The following is a 19,142-nucleotide window of genomic DNA, read 5'->3' on the forward strand; positions in this document are numbered from 1 at the left end:
AGAAACCTATGCAGAAATCAGCCCGCCAGTACGATATAAAGTCATGAAAATTACTGTTGCGCTAACTATTCCGGCATGATCTTAGCGGGATCGCCATCGTTAGTATCTTTTAAGATACTAACGCACATTAATTACACTACTTCTTTTTATATAGAAACAACATTATACTCAATTGGGACTTTTATTTTACAGGTAAAAGGATTTAGAAGAAATAATTTGCTGAACAAATGATGGGGGCAAACGTGCATGAAAAATATGAAAGTGCGCATGAAAATTTTTCTATTAACAGCCATAGCATTTATTTTGATGTTGGTTATAGGACTAACAGGATATGTTAACTCCCAGCGGCTAGCGGAAAATTCTGACCGTATGTATAAGGAAAATCTTCTTTCCGTCGCTTGGGTCAACCAGCTGCGCACCAATAATCGGGCGCTGCAGGCCTTTATGCTGGAGATGATTCTGTCGTCCGACGGTAACAGGGATGCCGTTTTAAAGAAAAACATCGCTGATCGCGCAGCCAGGAACGAAGCGCTGCAACAAAATATGGATCAATTGACTTCTTTCAATGAGTCTGAAACCCAAGAGTGGCTGGCCTACAAAAAAATATATGGAGATTATCAGGCAGCCTATGGGAAAGTGGTTGACCTTGCCGTGCAAAACAAAGAGCAGGAAGCGTATGCTTTATATCTAAATATCATTACGATGGTCGACCAACTGAACGGAGGCTTGACCTTACTTTCCGACCAGCTTCAAAACGATGCGGATGCGAGTCATATGGCCAGTGAAGAGGCGGCAAGAAAGGCGAATCAGTTCATTATCGTTGTCATTGCTGTTGGCTTGTCGATCTTACTCGGGGCAGGCCACTATATTTCCCGTACGATTGTAGCGCCGCTCCAGGCCCTGCAGAGCTTTATGGCTAAAGCGGAGGCGGGGGATATGACGGTGAAAGGAACGTACCGGTCCAAAGATGAGATCGGACAGCTCACCCAATCTTTTAATGTCATGATGGAAGGCTTGAAGTCCTTGGTTTTGAAAGTGAACGATAGCGCCCTTACCCTATCGGCATCGAGCGAAGAGCTCCTTGCGAGTGCCGAGCACACGACCCGCGCGTCGGAGCAAATTGCATCCGCTACAAATCAAATGGCAACCGGGTTTGATGAGCAGGTTAAACATATTGTGCAAGCGTCGGAGTCGGTAGCGCATATGGCCAAAAGTATCGTGATGGTCGAACGAAACGGAAGCGAAGTGAACCGGCTGTCACAAGAAGCGGCGGCAGCGACCCAAACGGGCGTTCAGGCGATTGAATCCGTTCTTGGGCAAATGAAGGAAATTGATCAAAATGTCCGGGAAACGCAAGGAATCATTACCGCTTTAAGCTCACATTCAAATGAAATCGGGACGATCATCACGGCAATCAACGATATTGCCGGACAAACGAACCTTCTGTCCCTTAATGCTTCCATAGAAGCGGCTCGGGCTGGGGAGTCGGGTAAAGGCTTTGCCGTCGTGGCCGGGGAAATCCGCAAGCTTGCGGATGCAGCCGCTCAATCCTCCAGCCGGATTGCCGGGATCATCGAGACCATACGATCACAGACGGAGCAAGCGGTTGAATCGATGGCGCGAGGAGCCGATCGGGTAAGCCATGGAGTAGACCGAAGCCAACAAGCCTCCATCGCATTTGGGATGATCGAGGCAGCCGTCACCGACGTAACGAAAAAAGTTCATGAGGTTGAGGAACAGGTCGTGAGGGTTTCACAAGAGTCGCGAGAAATCGCAGCGGCCATGCAGCGGGTTAGCGGAATTTCCCAGGAGGGAGCGGCAGGCGTTCAGCAAACCAGTGCGGCGAGTCAGGAGCAGCTCGCGGCCATGGAGGAGGTCGCCGGCTCCGCCCGGTCCCTGTCCCAATTGGCCGAGGAACTATCGGCCGCTTTGGACCGGTTTACTTTATCATAATGATGCCAAAGCCGGACCTGTAAACACGAACACGGCATGGCGGTACATAGGTACTTCGTGTACAGGCCTGGGGCAGGGGGGAGCTCCCTCGCAGCTAAGGCGGCAGGAAGCCCTTATCCATCGGTATGAGATAGCGTCTAAGAAGCTTGCCGCCGGCGGAAAGGAGGTTGGCGGCAAGCCTGAATTTTTAGCTGCAGCATTTACAGCAAGGCCATTAACTTGACTAAATCCGGCTGAGGCTTAGGAAGCGGCTCCGGTATATGGGAAGCTTCGGTGGAGTCGGCATCGGGATCGGGGTCGGGGAAGCGCAGTTCGTTTTGAATCCCCTTCATAAGCGCTTGAATGATGAGCTGGACAGCCTTATTTATTTCTGCCTCATCGATCATTGGAGGGGATGGTCTTGTTTCCTTTTCCCGGATAGCCTCGAGGATATAGTCTATCCCTTTGGAGTTAATATAGCTATGAAGCTGGGTGTACTGCTCCTCCAACCCGTTGAGCTGCCGGTCGGCCTTTTCAATAAAAGCCTCCTTGCAGAATCGCGACAGACGGCGGGTTCTGAGCAGTTGTTTATAAAATGTCATTAAACGGTCCGTTTTGCCCTTGGTTTCAAAGTCACTGGAATTTAATTGAAAAACAATGGATCCGGCCTTCGTCACGTTAATCAGCTCCTGGTCAGGACAGCTTGCCGGTTCAGGCGTTCTACCATGTCATCTTTGTTTTTGGAAAGCAATAGCCCGAATTTCCAGAAGCCCCTGGCATTGGATAATTGATAATCCTCGACAACGGTGATGTCTTTAATAAATTCTTTAAACCATGGCTGCAGCACCTTTACACCGCCGCCTGTTAGAATGACCATGTCAAACTTGCTTCGGTTTCTCCAACGGATTTGAAGCTCATTGATGATGTATTCTGCGGTTTCACGGACGATTTTCTCTTTCATTTCTTGAATAGGGATGGAAAGGCGTTTGGAAGCTTGGTAAATCGAGCGGTCGAATTGCATCTCTACACTCTTTGGTGTGGCATAAGCATCAAGACTCTGGGAATTGATGTAATCGGCAAGACGCTGATAAATTTCATGAACCCCTGCATGGATGGTATGCCGGTCTTCGGGGATTGCCCTTAAGGCATCGATTCCGTCACAATCCGTCGTACCGGAACCGATATCTACAATACCGATATAAGAAGTTCCGATTTCTTTTCTGTCAATCAGTCCCCCTTCATCAATGTATAAGTCCAAAATACTTCCAAGCGGCTGAGGCAGAACCTTGCATTCCTTTACGTTAATGATCTTCTGTTGGCCATTCATCAGGACGGTGTGTTTGCCCTTGAATATGCGGGAGAGTTCATCTTCCCGTTTTGTGCCTTTTTCTCTTGAAGGACAACCGGTAACAAGAAAAACCTCAAATGCTCCTTCTTCTTCTTTAATCAGGCTGGCTAAACCGAATTGACTCAGCAGCTTGTAATATTTTTGAGCATAGCGTTCTTCGCTTGTATAAGTGGAAAGGAATTTTCCTTTGGCTCCATTCACCTCCGGTCCCCACATATATTGTTCACCCTCATACAAGCTTGACTCGAACTCGTTATATTCGATATCGCCTACGCCTGTAGAATCCTCCCTTTTCACGCTATCCTTGGTAAAGAATCCGCTGGGAAGAACTAATCCGTTCACATCCTCGCTGTAACCCTTAAAGTACCCGTTTCCATGGTCAATTCCCATCACGATAGGCTGGTTCATGTATTTCCCTCCAAGTATTATTCGTAGTTGGCTAAATATTGATATACAAAAATAATATGCGGCGGGAGGAAGGATGTGACAAATACCTAAGAGTTGACATGAAACCAAAAGGTATCGTAATATGACGAATATGAAACCAAAAGGTTTCGTATTGTTAATGTAATGGCCTCGAATGGAAATGGGTTCCATTGGGAAGCTTAACCGGTTAGGGAAACCGATACGAAATCAACTGCCGACTGGAAAATCGAATCGATCTTGGAGGTAAGAAGATGGAAAACAAGAGTCAAAATACGCTGCCGGACATCCGGCAGACGCAGCTTTTGAATGCTCCGATTCAAAAGGTATGGGGGGCCGTGGCTACCTCGGAGGGCCTTGCCGCCTGGTTTATGCCGAATGACTTTCAGCCTGTAGTCGGGCATGAGTTTCATCTGGAAGCAGGTGCGTTCGGGAAGTCTCCTTGTAAAGTGACCGAAATTGATCCGCCTCACCGTCTTTCTTTTGCATGGGGCAAAGATTGGACCCTTACATTCCAATTAATCGAGAAAAACGGACAAACCGAACTGACGCTGATTCATTCCGGCTGGGATGCGGACAAGGTGACTGAATTCGGACAAGCTCATGCGATGGTTCGCGAACGGATGGGCAATGGCTGGGTCGGTCTTCTTGAAAAGCTCGGCCATTACGTCGAGGGCTAAGATGGAGGCGCCGGCACCGAAGCATGACGTGTTTCAGGCGATTGCCGATCCGACCCGCCGCAAGCTGATCCAGATGCTTGTTGATCAGGAGATGCCTGTGACCGTCATCAGCGGGCATTTTCCGATGAGCCGGACGGCGGTGTCCAAGCATTTGCGCGTTTTGGCCGATGCGGGACTTGTCAAAGAGAGGAAGGTCGGCCGGGAAACCCGGTACCGTTTGGATCCGGACCCTCTCCTCGAGCTGAAGCGTTGGCTCGCTTACTATGAACGATTCTGGGAAAATAAAATGCTGGCATTAAAGCGTTATGTTGAATCGGATGGGCCGGACGATGACGCTCCGGCGGGGCCATTGGACACCGTGGAGCAAAAATCAAAGGAATAATATCCATACCAAAAAGAGAGGAGCTTGGCGCTGCCTCTCTTTTTTGGCTGTGGCTTATGTCCACGGCGATGATGAGGTTACTTTCCGCTCATGATCTCCGCCAGAATTTCATAGGACCGCAAACGGGCCTGATGATCATAGATTTGAGCCGTCACAATCAATTCATTGGCTTGGGTTTGTTCAAGGTAACCGTTCAGCTGCTCCCGAACCATATCTTTATTTCCGGTTACCGTAAACCTCAATTGTTTTTCCACGATCGCTTGTTCATGGGGCGTCCATAAAGGGTCCATACTTTCCACCGGCGGATTTAACTGGCCTGCGCGGCCGCGGATCAGATTAAGAAATTGCTGCTGCTGCGAGGTCGCCAGTCTCTGGGCTTCTTCGACTGTGTCGGCTGCGATGACGTTAACACCGATCATGGCGTAAGGCTCAGCCAGCGCTGCTGAAGGCCGGAACTCGCTGCGGTAAAGCTCCAGGGCGTATTGGATATAATCCGGTGCGAAATGGCTCGCAAAGGCGAAAGGCAGTCCGAGCAGGCCGGCTAACCGTGCGCTGAAATCGCTGGAGCCGAGCAGCCAGATCGGAATATCCAATCCCTCGCCCGGAACGGCGCGTACTCCCATCGGCCGATTTCCGAGTGACGGGTTCAGCAAACCGCGAAGCTCGCTTAGCAGTTCCGGGAAATCGTCACCGTTGCTTCCCAGTCCGCGCCGCAAAGCACGGGCAGCAAGCTGATCCGATCCGGGGGCTCTTCCCAAACCGAGGTCAATGCGGCCCGGGAATAAGGATTCCAGCGTCCCGAACTGCTCGGCAATCATTAACGGCGCATGGTTAGGCAGCATGATACCTCCGGAGCCTACACGGATTTTCTCCGTTCCGGCTGCCACATGTCCGATCACCACGGATGTAGCCGAGCTGGCGATTCCCGTCATGTTGTGGTGCTCGGCAAGCCAGTACCGGTGGTAACCCCACTTTTCGGCATGACGCGCAAGGTCGAGCGTATTTTTCAAGGCTTCCGCCGCTGTGCTGCCAACGACGATAGGGGCAAGATCCAATATAGAAACAGGAATTTCATGAACTTGTTTAGGTGATTGATGGCCTTCAGGCATGGCGGGTTCCCCTTTCATCCGGAAATGCACCTTCATAACAATGAATTCCGGTTTAGATTACAGCTTCTCCAATTAGAAGATAAATATAAATATTTATATATCTATCTTTTTAGATATTTAAACAGAACATATACATGGAGAATTTCCGATGAGAACTCCACCATGTATTTGGAAAGGTAGTCTATAACTGATCTTTGATATAACCGGCCAGCTCTTGAAGAGCCGGTTCGTTTCTTCTGTAGTATGTCCATTGGCCGTGACGGGTCGCTTCCAGCAGACCCGCTCTCTGAAGCATAAGCAGGTACTGGGAAACCGTCGATTGCGATAATCCGGCCTTTTCTTGAATATGACCGACACAAACCCCGATTTTTTTACTCTCACCGCCTTCTGAGGGAAAGTGTTTCTCCGGTTCTTTGAGCCAATGGAGGATTTGCAGGCGTGTTTCGTTCGATAAAGCTTTAAACACTAATATAGGGTTCATGACACTCATTATATCGTGAAATCCCGATATGTCAATTCGTTAAAAAGCAGAAGCGAATCCCCTAAAGTATACGTGATAACCTCTCAATCCAAGTAGGCTTCTCTATACACCGAGATGAGCACAAGGGCAGGGTCTTTCCCGGTATTGGTTACTTTATGGGGGACACTTGCATTCCAGCTGAAGGAATCCCCTTCTTCCAGCACCGCCCGGTCTTCACCTTGCTCTGCTAAAATGGTTCCCTTTAATACGAAATGGCATTCCTCGCCTTCATGGGCATGGGGGTTATCCCCGGTCGTCGCTCCCGGGGGAAACTCCACGATCATCATGCGCAGGCCTGCTTTGGCGGAGAGCAGCTCCACGTTTAATTTTTCCTTCCCTGTAGTCGTGCGCTCCCTTTCTTCTTTCCGGGTCACGTGCATGCGCTCTTCCTTTTGCAGCAGTAAATAGGGAAGGGGCACTTTAAGAAAGGCGGCTATGCTCTCTAAAGTAGCAATGGAAGGAGAGGTTTTATTATTTTCCACATTGCTGATAAAGCCCTTGGAAAGGCCTGTCCCTTCACACAGCTGAGGAATGGTCAGTTTCTTTCTTTTTCGTATTGCGCGAATTGTTGCTCCAATATCCATACGGTACGCCCCTTGGTTTATTATCAAATATATAATATTCATATTACCAAACAAATGGTTGACGGCACAAACAAGAAGTGGTATTTTGAAGTTAACAAATATGAATCATAGTTTCGTATAAGAAAACAAAAGGAGATGGTTTAAAATGACTTTATCAACAGTTTCTACACTTATGAGGGTTTTATTGGGAATTATTTTTACGGCCCACGGCGTGGCTAAAGTTCAAATGGGAGTCGGTAATGTCGCCGGATGGTTCGGCAGTATCGGTCTCCCTGAATTTCTCGCTTATATCGTCACGTTTTTGGAGCTGATCGGCGGTATTGCTTTAATCGTGGGCTTTGCAACCCGGTATGTATCAATCGCTTTGATTGCTATCCTTCTCGGGGCCATCATTACGGTGAAGCTGCCGGCGGGTCTGCTGGGGAACGGCCAAATGGCCGGTTATGAGCTGGACCTTGCGCTGCTGGCTTTGGCCGCCTATTTTGCAGCGGCGAGTGAGCGCGGATTCGGAGTAGACCAGCTGTTGTTTAAAAATAAGTAACGTGGGTCAACCGCTTTTCGAACGTATCCTCGACAAAAAGGATGGATTTCAGATGTCTTCACTATATCAGTACGAAGTCGTGTTGCCTGAACATTATCAACCGGATAAGAAGTATCCTGCCGTATTTGTGATGCATGGGAAAGGGTCTAACGAACAAAATATGATTCCTCTGCTGGACGGATTGAAGGACGACTTTATTGTGATCAGTATCCGCGGAGACCTTCCCTTAGGTAACGGATATGCTTATTTTCATATCAAAAGTATCGGCAACCCGATTCGTGAGCTCTTTGATCAAGCGGTGCAGCAGCTGCAGAGCTTTATTGATTATGCCGCCGGTCAATACGCCGTTGATCCTGCCCGCCGCTATCTTCTCGGCTTTAGTCAGGGAGCGATTCTTTCAATGTCTCTGGCGCTGGTCATGGGAGAACAAATCAAAGGCATTGTGGCGTTAAACGGGTATATTCCGTCTTTTGTTAAAAACGAGTATCCGCTTCGATCCGTGAAACATACGTCCATTTTCATATCGCATGGCGAATATGACCAGGTGTTCCCGAGACAGCTTGGCGACGACAATCGTGACTATTTCAGTCAATTATCGGATCGTGTCACGTATAGAACTTATGCCGCCGGGCATGAGGTGCCTCTTGAGAACAAAAGAGACTTTACGATTTGGCTGCAGCAGGATGCGATGAATATCACCTTATAAAGGAGTGCTTTGCTATGATCCCTTCCTTTTTTATCGGCCATGGCGCCCCGTCGCTAGCCATAGAGAATAATGAATATACGGATTATTTGAAGGGCTTGGCTTCCCGGTTTCCAAAGCCCAAAGCTATCGTCTTGTTCTCGGCTCATTGGGAAAGCAGAGAGCAGAAGGTTTCCGGAGCGTCATCCTATGAAACCATCTATGATTTTTCGGGCTTCCAAAAGGAGCTGTATCAGATCCAATATCCGGCTGCCGGCGATTTGGCCATCGCAAGCGAAGTGCAGGCCTTATTCAGGCAAGAAAACATTCCCGCGGAAATCGATACCGTTCGGGGACTGGATCACGGCGCTTGGGTCGTGCTGCATCTGCTTTATCCGAATGCGGATATTCCGGTCATCGCTTTGTCTGTAAACCGGTTTTTATCGAATGCGGAGCAATACCGGATCGGCAAGGCGTTGTCATCGCTCCGGGAGAAGGATATCATGATCGTCGGAAGCGGAGGGACGGTTCACAATTTAAGGAAACTGGATTGGGGGGCTGCCCATATCAACCCGTGGGCCGCGGAGTTCGACCAATGGCTTGAAGACAAATTAACGGCATGGGACCTGGAAGCTTTGTTTAAATATGATGAAATAGCTCCTTATGCGAAAGAAGCGGTTCCTACGCCGGAGCATTTCATTCCGTTGCTGCTGGCGATGGGCAGCGGCGATGCCAATAAAAAGGCGACGCTGCTGCATCGGAGCTATCAATACGGCAACCTGAGCTTAAGCGCTTGGAAATTTGAGTAATGGACATACGAGGCAGCCTTTTGAAGGTGGTTACTAAGGCTGCGATTATAAAAGAGGCAGCTTGCGCAATTCACGCAAAGCTGCCTCTTTATGATTTCAACCTAGCTTTTGAATTTTCCGGAAAGCAGGAATCCGGCGTTCGGTACTACAGGATCCAGCCCGAGCTTGGTCAAAATGCGGTACACCGTTGATGTCGCTGCGGATAAAACCGGCTTTCCTAACCGGTCCTCCACTTTTTGGATCGCAGGCAGGGACGGCATTTGAACACATGCAGAGAGGACGACGGCATCGGCCCGGCTGATATCCAGCCTGTCGGCATGTTCAATTAAGTTCATGGGATCCAACCGGCCAACGGCAAGATTATCCGATACCTCCAGGCTGATGGAATCGGTTACTTCGATCCCTGTACTTTGGATATAATCAATAACCTGGTTCGTCAGCGGTTTCATGTAAGGTGTAATAATAGCGACCTTTTTATAGCCGAGCGTTTGAATCCCTTCGATTAAAGCCCCGGCAGAGCTTACGATTGGTGCCGGCGCTTGATTTTCGTGAACGACTTTGGATAAACGCTCCTCCGATAGCACATGATAGCCTGGCCCCTGGCACATGATCGCCACTAAGCATGCGTAAGCAAGAACATCGCATCTCGCATCGCTGAGCTCAAGCGCGCAGCGGTCGCTGTCCACATCCATTTTCTTTAGCTCCTCCGGCGTCACATGCATCATTCTCATGCGAGCCGAATGAAAGGTGAACCGCTCCTCCGGAAACAGCTCGTAACGGGATTGAAGCATGGCCGGAATTTCCGTCTCCATGGTCGTGTTTGAACTCGGCACAATTAGTCCTACTCTATAATTTTTCATGGTTTCTCTCTCCTCTGTCTCTATTTAGTTTCCGCTTGTTAATTCGGTTCCCTTGGTTTCTTTTAATGTGAATACCATAATGGCGGCCGCGAAGTAAGATATCGAAGCAAGGGTGATGGTAAATGAAAATCCAATGACCGGGATCAGTACAGGAACCAACTTAATCCCTAAGATCGCCCCGACACGTCCGAAGTTAAAGCAGAAGCCGGACGCCGTGGAACGAATGCTCGTTGGGAACAGCTCGGAATACCAGGAGCCGAAGCCGCTGAAATAACCCGTAAAGAAACCGAGAAGCGCAGCCAAAACGCCCAAAATCAAAACGTTTTCAGTCGTGAATTCAAGCTTCCCGTCCGTCAGCGGCATATGGCTTACGGCATAGGTGAAAATAGGAATCATCAAGGTCATTCCAATAAAGAAAGCGGCGAAGGATTTACGGCGGCCGATTTTTTCAGCCAGATAACCGTAGACAATATATCCGATGATCGCTCCGATGCCTGTCCACACTAAAAATACAGGAGCCTGATCGATTCGCACATGCAAAATATTTTGCAGATAGGTCGGCGTAAACGCGGTAATAATCCAGTAACCGTACATTCCAAGGATGGAAATGATTAAAGCCAGTAAAGTAGCCTTGAGATATTGCGGTTTAAAAATTTCGAACATGCTTGTCCTGCTCGCATTTTTCTTCATAAATTCCCGATTTGCTAACCAAACCGGCGATTCTTTGACAAAAATCAGAACAAAAAGGAAAGTGGCGAAGGCCGGGAGACTGGAGTAAATAAAGAGGTGTCTCCAGGATTCCGGATCTGTCGGGCTCAGCACGTACCAAGCGAAAATCGCGGCTAACAGCTGCCCGCCGGCCCAACCGGTTTGCATAAAGGAAATCGCTTTCGCTCTGCCGTCAGGCTTCCAAATTTCAGAGACTAAGGACGCTGCAGCAGACCATAGTCCCCCTACGGCGATTCCCACAATAAAACGATAAAGGTTTAATTCTATAACGCTATCGGCAAACCCGCATAGTAATGTACCGGCTCCATAAGCGAATACCGAGGCAAGGATCGTTTTCTTCCGTCCGATCTTGTCGGAGATACTGCCCAGGAAATACCCGCCTATACCCGTCGCCAGGAGGAACCAAGCGATGGTGGAAACCACATCTCCCAGTTGGACGGAGAAAGAATTTGCAACCGCTAACATAACAAACCCGAAGATGGCGGCATCCAAAGCGTCGAACAACCACGACGCCCAGGAGCCTCCTAAAGTGATATAGCGCTGCTTGTTGGATATATTGGCATGGGTAACCACATTGTTTTGAATCATGGCCATTACACATTACCTCTTTCTTTTAATTTCTGAAGCACCGCTTCTCCTACCTGAGCCGTGCTCGCTTTTCCTCCGAGATCCGGTGTGCGTATGCCCGCTTCCATCGTATCTTCAACGGCATCGAGCAGCAGCTGTCCGAGCTCTTCGTATCCAAAGAAATCAAGCACCATTTTTGCGGACCAGATTTGTCCGACCGGATTGGCAATGCCTTTGCCGAAAATATCCGGAGCGGATCCATGCACGGGCTCGAACATCGATGGATATTTCCGGTCCGGGTTGATATTCGCCGATGGAGCGATACCGATCGAGCCCATAATGGCGGCGCCTAAGTCCGTTAGAATATCCCCGAACAAATTCGATGCGACGACCACGTCGAGCGTATGCGGTTTTGTCACAAAGAAAGCGCTTAATGCATCGATATGCGTAGACGCTTGTTTGATCTCAGGGTATTCCCGGCCTAAGTCCTGAAACACTTCATCCCAAAACGGCATGGAGTGAATGATTCCATTGGACTTGGTCGCGCTGGTTACAAATTGCTTTTCGCGTTTTTTTGCGAGCTCAAACGCATAACGAACGGCACGCTCCGTGCCGCTGCGTGTGAAAACGGCATTCTGAACGACAATTTCATCATGGCCTGCAGCCATACGACCGCCAATAGGGGAGTATTCGCCCTCGGCGTTTTCGCGGACTACGAGAATATCGAAGTCGTTGGGGGCCGCTAAGGGGGAGCGTACACCGCGCATCTGTTTTACAGGACGCAGGTTAATATACTGCTTCATTTCTCTGCGGATGGCGATAAGCAATCCCCAGAGCGATACATGGTCGGCAACCGTGTCCGGAAGCCCTACGGCTCCAAGGAAGATTGCTTCAAAATTTTTCAGGATGTCGATCCCGTTCTCTGGCATCATTCGGCCATGCTCAACGTAATATTGACAACTCCATGGGAATTCTTCAAACCGGAATGAAAATCCCCCGTGTATATCTGCTGCTAGCTGCAGCGCTTTCACTCCGAAAGGAACGACTTCTTTTCCGATTCCATCTCCTGGAATGACGGCGATTTCATAATGATTCATCCTTCTCTCCTTTCTTGGTAAAGCCACCTGTTGTATGGTTTATATGACACCCTGTATAAAAAAGGATACTGGATCCTGTATACAAAATCTAGACTAGTATATTTTTTTTGTTTCGTATATAATTCTTAAGTTAAACAACCTTGCGGATGAGGTGAGTTTCATGCAGTCCATTAAAAAAGTGGAACCTGCTTATCTACAAGCCTATGAAATCATACGAGAAATGATTGTCGGGGGGAAATTAGCAGCCGGGCAGAAATTGACGGAAGAATCTCTTGCAGCCATACTTAATGTCAGCCGGACGCCCATACGTGATTCGTTGCGGCGGCTCGAACAAGACGGGCTAGTCGTCGATAAACGTGTCATCAAGCCGACGGAAAAAATGCTGCGCGATATCTACTCCATGCGGATGCTAATCGAAGGATACGGGGCTTCTCAAGCGGCAGCGGGATTATCTGAAGAGAAAATAACGCTTCTTCATGAATGTATAGAAAAAGCGAAAACGGGATCAAAGGATGAAGCGATGCAATGCAACACCGCCTTTCATGACACGATTATGGAAGCGAGCGGGAATCCTTACATGCAGGAAACGTACGAAAAAATGAGATCGATTATTTTTCTCTTTCGACATGATGTGGTATTTTACAATCGGCCTAATCTGCAAGAGGAGCATGAGGAGATTTATCAAGCCATTATCCATAAAAAAAGTGAAACCGCTGAAAAACTGATGAAAGAGCATTTGCGGCGGGATCTTGAATTCTGCTTATTTTGTATGAAAAACAGAGATGAATTAAATATGGATGAGAAAAGTTGAGCCCTGGTCGATCACCGGGGTTTTTACATTATAAAAAACACCTGATGATAAAACGGAGGGCTCCGGCACAATCCTTGGTTTGATTGACAAAAATACTTGTCGCAACTATAATTGCTATAGCAATTAAATGGGGAGGCCTGTCTTTGAAAATTGATCAATCCTTAGGCTTTATCATCAATCATGCCGGCCGCAGGTTAAGCCAGCTGCTTTCGCTTCACTATCAGCCTTACGACATTACCACCGAGCAGTGGACGGTATTAAACCGGTTGGCGGAACGGGATGGCATCACGCAAAAGGACTTGGCCCATAGAGCGGAGAAGGACCAGGCCAACATCACAAGAATACTGGATCAGCTGGAACGCAAAGGTCTGGTTCAAAGAAGACCGAATGCCGTGGACCGGAGATCCTTTTTGACGTTCATAACAGACAAAGGGAGATCGTTAAATCAAGTGCTTCTGCCTATTGAAAGGCAGGTGGTCAGCTCCACTCTGGACGGATTATCGGAGGAAGACATGGAGCGGCTCAGGGCCTTATTGGTCCAAATTACCAAAAATGCAGACAGAAGCATTAAAGACTTGGAGGAACAGCTTTGAATAGGGAGCAAAATTTATGGAATCGTGATTTTGTTGCTGTATGCTTCAGCAGCTTTTTTTTATTTATGACCTTTTACATTTTGGCCGTTACCCTTCCGATCTTTGTCACGGATTCTTTAAAGGGCGGTCAGGAGCAAATCGGGCTGGTGATGACGGTTTTTATTATTGCGGCCGTTATTTTTCGTCCTTTGGCGGGCAAATGGATCGATGAGCTGAATAAACGCAAAATCATTATGCTGTCGCTTCTGCTGTTTATGGGCTGTACGGCTGTATATATGGTAGTCGATAATTTCTATGTACTGCTTGCGTTGCGGTTTATTCACGGCATTGGCTTCGGAATTGCCGCGACGTCGACCGGAGCGATTGCCGTCGGATTGGTTCCCGATCACCGCAAAGGGGAAGGGATCGGCTATTTCAGCCTGTTTATGAGCCTGGCGATGGTCATCGGACCCTTTCTGGGACTGACGATTATGGAGCATTATAATGAGGTTGTGTTATTCGGTTTTTGCGTCCTTCTCGCCTTGTTATCGTGTATCTTAGGGCTCGCCGTCCGAATCCCCGAGCAGCAGGGGCGAAAGAAAGCAGAGCGTGCAGCGGGCTGGAGGAAATGGTTCGAACCGGGGGCGCTGCCTATTTCTTTGGCCGGAAGCATCCTGGCTTTTTCCTACGGAGCGATAACCACCTTTATCTCCGTTTATGCCAAGGACCTCGGAATGGGATCGTATGCGAGCTATTTCTTTATGATATTTGCCGCGATGATCGTGATATCCAGACCTTTTACGGGAAAAATATTCGACCGTTTGGGTGCCCACGTACTCGTTTACCCGGGGATACTCTTGTTTACTCTGGGCATGATCGGGTTAAGCCTGGCTCAAACACCGTTGGTGTTTTTGGTTACGGGCGGCGTGATCGGGCTCGGATTCGGCGCGCTTCTTCCGAGCTTTCAAACCATAGCGGTTCAATCGTCCCCGGATCATCGAAGAGGGGTGGCTACGGGAACCTACTTTGTGCTGTTTGATACCGGCTACGGCCTGGGCGCTTATCTATTGGGCATCGTAGCAGCGGCTACAAACTATCATACGATGTATTTCATCGCAGGCATTGTCGTTGCCGGAACGGCAGTGATTTATTACGGTCTGCATCATCGGAAGCTGGTCCTGATGAAATCCGGCAGGACTTTGAATGAAAAGGCATTTTAAACGGAATATCTTTATACATCAAGAGGTGCTGGCAGTGAACATCATGATCGTCATCTTATGTTTAATATGGGGATTTAACTGGGTGATTATGAAGCAGGCGAATTCGGTTTTTCCCCCGGTATTGTTCGCAGGATACAGATTCGGGCTGGGCGCGGCGGTGCTCCTGGCCTTTTATATTTATAAAAGGGTTCCGCTCCCGCGTAAAAGAGATTGGAAATGGATTATCGCTTGCGGTCTTCTGCACACGACCTACTTCAATATTGCCATACAGCTGTCTTTAAATGAGATGAGCGCCGGGTTAACCTCCGTTCTGACCTACAGCATGCCGCTTTGGCTTACGGTTATGGCTCATTTTTGGCTTCCGGGAGAACGATTGAATCTCTCCAAAGCAGCAGGGGTGATCATAGGGATAGCCGGTTTGTTTTTGGCCCTTGATGTGCACTGGGGAGGCGGGATTAGCGGCTTTCTTCTGGCCTTGTCATCAGGTGTTGCCTGGGCGGTATCGACGATCATTATGAAACGGAAGCTGGTTCATTGCGACAATATGCAGTTTACGACATGGCAGATGGCCGTGGGGGCCGCGGGGCTTTTCCTGTATTCCCTTTGCTTTGAGCACAGCCCAAGCCGCTGGGGGATCATGCCCGTCATTTACATTGTCTTTGCGGGGGTTGTCGCGTCGGCGTTTGCGTTCATTCTTTGGTTTCGTATCCTGTCCACACTAGAAGCAAGCAAAGCGGCGGTCTCGCTGCTGATGGTTCCGGTCATTGGAGTATTATCCGGTTATCTGGTGCTCAACGAAAGTCTCAAGCCTGCGACCATAGGCGGGATCATATGTATTCTTGCCGGGGTGTGGCTTGTCCATGCCAAAAAACCGGATCCGCCAAGGAAAAAGAGAAATGGTGAATTTTCATACGGAAAGTGATACACTTTAAACAGTTTAAGCACTTTAGGTACCCGAACAAAGGGAGGCTTAAAGTGCTTTACTTATATATACATGCCGTCATAATATACCATCAAGCAGGTTGGAGGATCTGATTTGGCTATGAAGATCAAGATTTTGCTGCTGGCTCCATATCGAGGATTGAAAGAATTAGCTTTAAGCCTGGCATCGGAACAGACGGATTTGGATATCACGGTAAAAGAAGGCGACCTTGAAGAAGCCCTAGTCATATATAAGCATCTGGAAAACGAAGGGTACCATATCATTATCAGCCGGGGAGGAACGGCGAATCTTCTTCGGGAGCATGTGCCCCAGCCTGTGGTGGAAATCCCCTTATCGGGCTTCGATATCCTTCGCACGCTAACCTTGGTCAAAGACTATAAGGGGAAGCTTGAGATGGTCGCTTTTCCGAATATTTGCGATGGTGTGATTGCCGTCTCCCACTTGATGGGAATTGAAATTCCTTATACGGTAATTCATGAGGAGTCGCAGGTGGAGGGCATTATCCGGCAGGCCAAGGATAAGGGCGTTCAAGTGATTGTGGGTGATACCGTTACCATACGCATAGCGAAGAAGCACGGATTACAGGGTGTCTTGATTACATCGGGAAAAGAATCCGTTATTGAGGCTTTTCATCATGCCAAGCAGATCTATCAATTGCTGCTGCAAGGAGATAAGAAATACCGGGCTTACGAAGCGCTGCTCAATGAACTGGAAGAAGGGGTTGCCATTGCCGACGAGCAGGGAGGGATCCGCTTTGCAAACCCCAGCTTTGACCGGTTTGTACGGCTTTTCGGGGAAACGCCCAGCCTCTCTTTAGTAGAAATGTTTCCGGATTGGATGCCCATGGTGCACAACGTCAACGAAAATAAAAAAGCGATATCCCGTGTTAGTGCGGGAGGACGGCAGCTGCAGTGGAGTTTGGGGTTATTTGAAGAGGACAGGCATCGGCGCCTTTACTTTGTGAAAATAAAATCGCTGCGGGATGGGGAGGAGCTGGAGATTCATTATACCCAGCCTCCGGTCAATTCGTTTACCCAGATTCTCGGCTCGGCCAAAGAAGGCAGGAAGGCTATCGAACAAGCGGCAGAAGCAGCCGGCAAGCATCTGATTACCTTGTTCGGAGAGGAAGGGACGGGCAAGAAATATATCGCGGGAGCGATTCACGGATCATTGGAGCTGAACAACGAACCTTTTATAGAAATCCAGATTAAGGCCGGCACCCCCGGTGCGCTTTCCAGATTGACTGATGTACTGTCCGGGATGGAAGCGGGAACGGTTTATATCAAAGGGCTGGAAAAGCTTGATTATCTCAGTCAATCGGCTGTCAGCCAATGGTTGGAACGGCAGCCATACAAAGTGATCCTGTCCTTTAAGGAATCTCCCAAGGCCATGCTCGACAAAGGCATCGTATGTGAAGAGCTGTATAAGCTGATGTCGAGGCATCCCGTTTATATTCCGTCCTTACGTGAGAGAATCGAGGATCTGGATGAATATATTCGTTATTTTATTGGAAAATCAAATGAAAAGTACGGAAAGCAAATCGTCGGAATTCGCCGCGAGGTGCTGGAAAAGCTGTCTGACTTTGCATGGAAAGGGAACCTCGAAGAGCTGGAACATATGATCGACTCCTTTGTGAGGATTTCCAAAGGACAATACATTGAAGACAACGTGCTATCCCTGCTTCCAATGCATTCCCGCATAAAGAAAAGCGCGGCCCGCAGCGGCTTTATGGAAATCGATATTCAGCAAACGCTTGAGGATATCGAACACGAAATTATTCAACGCGTGCTCGAAGAGGAGCATATGAATCAATCCAAAGCGGCCAAGCGGCTGGGCATCACGAGAGCTACCTTGTGGAGAAAGCTAAAGCAGACCAGAAACGAGTGAGAGTGTTTTGTTTTTAAACACTTTCACTCGTTTTTTTACAAAATTAAAAGTTTTTATTGATTTACTGGCGATTAAATATTATGATTTAGAGTAACGAAAGCGATTTTTTGAGAAATATATGTATAAAAATTAAACATTTTTCATTTAAAAGAGGTGAATGCGTTGAAGTTAGCGATGATTGCTGATGATTTGACAGGAGCTAATGATAGCGGAGTGCAGCTGGCTAGATACGGTTTAAATACGTCGGTCTTATTCGCGCTGGATGAAACCGCTATCGCTCGGGATGCCATTGTCATCGATACGGATAGCCGCTGGCTGCCCCCGAGCCAAGCCTATGACAAGGTCAAAGAAGCGTCGCAGGTTCTTAAATCGGGCAGCTTTGATGTGATCTACAAAAAAGTGGACTCCACGCTGAGAGGAAATCTTGGGACGGAGATCGATGCTCTATACGACGCGTTTCAACCGGATTTCGTCGTGATTGCTCCGGCCTATCCGAAGAATGGCCGAACCACCGTCAAGGGCATTCACTACCTTCACGGCAAGCCTTTGGGCGAGACGGAAATCGCAAGAGATCCGAAAACGCCTGTGCGCGATTCCTATATCCCAAGACTTGTGCAGAATCAATCGGAGCGCTCGGTGGCTTTGGTGACTTATGAGGAACTGAGATCCGGGCTCGAACCGGTTCAGGCCAAGCTGAAGCAATGTCAAGAGGATCAGATCCGGTACATCGTATTTGATGCCGAACAGGAAGACGATTTGCGGCTTATTGTTCAAACGGTGTCCCAAAGCGGCTATTCCGTTTGTTGGGTAGGCTCGGCAGGATTGGCTAATTATTTACCGGAGGTTTACGGGCTTGAACCAAAGCAGATCAAGCTGGAAATTCCGCAGGATCAGAAGCCTGTGCTGCTCGTTGCCGGCAGTGTAAGTCCAACCACCCGCAAACAGCTGGACATTGTCGTTGAACAGCCTCATATTAAAGGTATAGAGCTGCGCTCCTCTTTGCTTGTAGCCGATGAAGAATCCCGTAAGGCGGAAATCCAAAGAGCATATGAGGATGCCATGCAGGCACTTCGGGAGCAGGCTGATATTGCTCTGTTTTCCTCCGGAAAGCCTGAAGATATTGAAGAGGCCCAACGGCTGGGCAAAAAGAACGGAATGGACGAAAGCGCGGTGAGCAATTCGATCTCCGCCGCACTGGGAACAGTAACCTCCCGTCTGATCGAAGCCTGCGAATTGAAGGGCTTGGTGTTAACCGGAGGAGATACGGCCAAGCAGGTCTGTACCCAGCTTGGCGTGACCGGATTCCAACTCATTGCCGAAGTGGAAACCGGCATCCCGCTCGGCCGTACAATTGGAGCCAAGCCGATGTATGCCATCACTAAAGCGGGGGCATTCGGAACGGATTTATCGCTGCTTAATTCCATACAAAAGCTCAAGGGGGAATAA

The 19,142-nt window shown here is 48.6% G+C and carries 20 protein-coding genes; 12 read left to right on the plus strand and 8 right to left on the minus strand.

Going from position 1 to position 19,142, the window contains the following annotated elements; translation table 11 throughout:
- Positions 1-246 precede the first annotated feature (246 nt).
- Positions 247-1,953 carry a methyl-accepting chemotaxis protein gene (locus tag ACZYR9_RS11310; RefSeq protein ID WP_488978595.1) on the plus strand — a complete coding sequence of 569 codons (1,707 nt, stop codon included), beginning with the start codon at positions 247-249 and terminating at the stop codon, positions 1,951-1,953.
- Between the two features lie 200 nt (positions 1,954-2,153).
- Here ACZYR9_RS11310 and ACZYR9_RS11315 read toward each other — a convergent pair whose 3' ends face one another.
- Together ACZYR9_RS11315 and ACZYR9_RS11320 are read right to left on the minus strand one after the other, a co-directional pair.
- A complete protein-coding gene (locus tag ACZYR9_RS11315; protein WP_488978596.1) occupies positions 2,154-2,609 on the minus strand; it encodes a hypothetical protein in 456 nt (151 codons plus the stop codon).
- Positions 2,610-2,614: 5 nt separating this feature from the next.
- Positions 2,615-3,688, minus strand: coding sequence for a ParM/StbA family protein (locus ACZYR9_RS11320; protein ID WP_488978597.1), 1,074 nt, complete (start codon positions 3,686-3,688; stop codon positions 2,615-2,617).
- A gap of 269 nt (positions 3,689-3,957) precedes the next feature.
- Here ACZYR9_RS11320 and ACZYR9_RS11325 point away from each other — a divergent pair, with 269 nt between their 5' ends.
- Both ACZYR9_RS11325 and ACZYR9_RS11330 read left to right on the plus strand, forming a co-directional pair.
- On the plus strand, positions 3,958-4,383 hold the full coding sequence (locus ACZYR9_RS11325; protein ID WP_488978598.1) for an SRPBCC family protein: 426 nt from the start codon (positions 3,958-3,960) through the stop codon (positions 4,381-4,383).
- Position 4,384: 1 nt separating this feature from the next.
- Complete coding sequence (locus tag ACZYR9_RS11330; protein ID WP_488978734.1) at positions 4,385-4,765, plus strand: ArsR/SmtB family transcription factor; 381 nt, start codon at positions 4,385-4,387, stop codon at positions 4,763-4,765.
- A gap of 77 nt (positions 4,766-4,842) precedes the next feature.
- Here ACZYR9_RS11330 and ACZYR9_RS11335 read toward each other — a convergent pair whose 3' ends face one another.
- From ACZYR9_RS11335 to ACZYR9_RS11345, 3 genes are all read right to left on the minus strand, one after another.
- Entirely contained in the window at positions 4,843-5,874 is a 1,032-nt protein-coding gene (locus ACZYR9_RS11335) for an LLM class flavin-dependent oxidoreductase (protein WP_488978735.1), read from the minus strand.
- Positions 5,875-6,055: 181 nt separating this feature from the next.
- Positions 6,056-6,355: an ArsR/SmtB family transcription factor gene (locus ACZYR9_RS11340; RefSeq protein ID WP_488978736.1), complete on the minus strand. Its 300-nt coding sequence runs from the start codon at positions 6,353-6,355 to the stop codon at positions 6,056-6,058.
- 83 nt (positions 6,356-6,438) lie between these two features.
- On the minus strand, positions 6,439-6,978 hold the full coding sequence (locus ACZYR9_RS11345) for a helix-turn-helix domain-containing protein (RefSeq protein ID WP_488978599.1): 540 nt from the start codon (positions 6,976-6,978) through the stop codon (positions 6,439-6,441).
- 145 nt (positions 6,979-7,123) lie between these two features.
- On the opposite strand from ACZYR9_RS11345, the gene ACZYR9_RS11350 reads away from it, so the two are divergent.
- The 3 genes from ACZYR9_RS11350 to ACZYR9_RS11360 are packed head-to-tail and all read left to right on the plus strand — an operon-like array spanning position 7,124 to position 9,010.
- Positions 7,124-7,519, plus strand: a complete 396-nt coding sequence (locus ACZYR9_RS11350; protein ID WP_488978600.1) for a DoxX family protein — start codon at positions 7,124-7,126, stop codon at positions 7,517-7,519.
- Between the two features lie 52 nt (positions 7,520-7,571).
- Positions 7,572-8,225, plus strand: coding sequence for an alpha/beta hydrolase (locus ACZYR9_RS11355; RefSeq protein ID WP_488978601.1), 654 nt, complete (start codon positions 7,572-7,574; stop codon positions 8,223-8,225).
- A gap of 14 nt (positions 8,226-8,239) precedes the next feature.
- Positions 8,240-9,010: a dioxygenase family protein gene (locus ACZYR9_RS11360; RefSeq protein WP_488978602.1), complete on the plus strand. Its 771-nt coding sequence runs from the start codon at positions 8,240-8,242 to the stop codon at positions 9,008-9,010.
- 101 nt (positions 9,011-9,111) lie between these two features.
- Here the strand turns inward: ACZYR9_RS11360 and ACZYR9_RS11365 are convergent, their stop codons facing one another.
- From ACZYR9_RS11365 to ACZYR9_RS11375, 3 genes are read right to left on the minus strand one after another with little or no spacing between them, the layout of a single operon-like run.
- A complete protein-coding gene (locus ACZYR9_RS11365) occupies positions 9,112-9,870 on the minus strand; it encodes a maleate cis-trans isomerase family protein (RefSeq protein WP_488978603.1) in 759 nt (252 codons plus the stop codon).
- Positions 9,871-9,894: 24 nt separating this feature from the next.
- Entirely contained in the window at positions 9,895-11,193 is a 1,299-nt protein-coding gene (locus tag ACZYR9_RS11370; RefSeq protein ID WP_488978604.1) for an MFS transporter, read from the minus strand.
- Positions 11,193-12,263: a tartrate dehydrogenase gene (locus tag ACZYR9_RS11375; protein ID WP_488978605.1), complete on the minus strand. Its 1,071-nt coding sequence runs from the start codon at positions 12,261-12,263 to the stop codon at positions 11,193-11,195. The genes ACZYR9_RS11370 and ACZYR9_RS11375 overlap by 1 nt, the downstream gene beginning before the upstream one ends.
- A gap of 160 nt (positions 12,264-12,423) precedes the next feature.
- Between ACZYR9_RS11375 and ACZYR9_RS11380 the strand changes: the two genes are divergently transcribed.
- The 6 genes from ACZYR9_RS11380 to ACZYR9_RS11405 all read left to right on the plus strand — a co-directional run bounded on the left by ACZYR9_RS11380 (position 12,424) and on the right by ACZYR9_RS11405 (position 19,142).
- Entirely contained in the window at positions 12,424-13,074 is a 651-nt protein-coding gene (locus ACZYR9_RS11380; protein ID WP_488978606.1) for a GntR family transcriptional regulator, read from the plus strand.
- Positions 13,075-13,217: 143 nt separating this feature from the next.
- Positions 13,218-13,667 carry a MarR family winged helix-turn-helix transcriptional regulator gene (locus tag ACZYR9_RS11385; RefSeq protein ID WP_488978607.1) on the plus strand — a complete coding sequence of 150 codons (450 nt, stop codon included), beginning with the start codon at positions 13,218-13,220 and terminating at the stop codon, positions 13,665-13,667.
- Positions 13,664-14,866, plus strand: coding sequence for an MFS transporter (locus ACZYR9_RS11390; RefSeq protein WP_488978608.1), 1,203 nt, complete (start codon positions 13,664-13,666; stop codon positions 14,864-14,866). Before ACZYR9_RS11385 ends, ACZYR9_RS11390 begins: the two co-directional genes overlap by 4 nt.
- On the plus strand, positions 14,850-15,788 hold the full coding sequence (locus ACZYR9_RS11395; protein WP_488978609.1) for a DMT family transporter: 939 nt from the start codon (positions 14,850-14,852) through the stop codon (positions 15,786-15,788). Before ACZYR9_RS11390 ends, ACZYR9_RS11395 begins: the two co-directional genes overlap by 17 nt.
- A 120-nt stretch (positions 15,789-15,908) precedes the next feature.
- Positions 15,909-17,696 carry a sigma-54-dependent Fis family transcriptional regulator gene (locus ACZYR9_RS11400; protein WP_488978737.1) on the plus strand — a complete coding sequence of 596 codons (1,788 nt, stop codon included), beginning with the start codon at positions 15,909-15,911 and terminating at the stop codon, positions 17,694-17,696.
- Positions 17,697-17,858: 162 nt separating this feature from the next.
- Positions 17,859-19,142, plus strand: coding sequence for a four-carbon acid sugar kinase family protein (locus tag ACZYR9_RS11405; protein ID WP_488978610.1), 1,284 nt, complete (start codon positions 17,859-17,861; stop codon positions 19,140-19,142).

The organism is Paenibacillus sp. F024 (genome assembly GCF_057814255.1).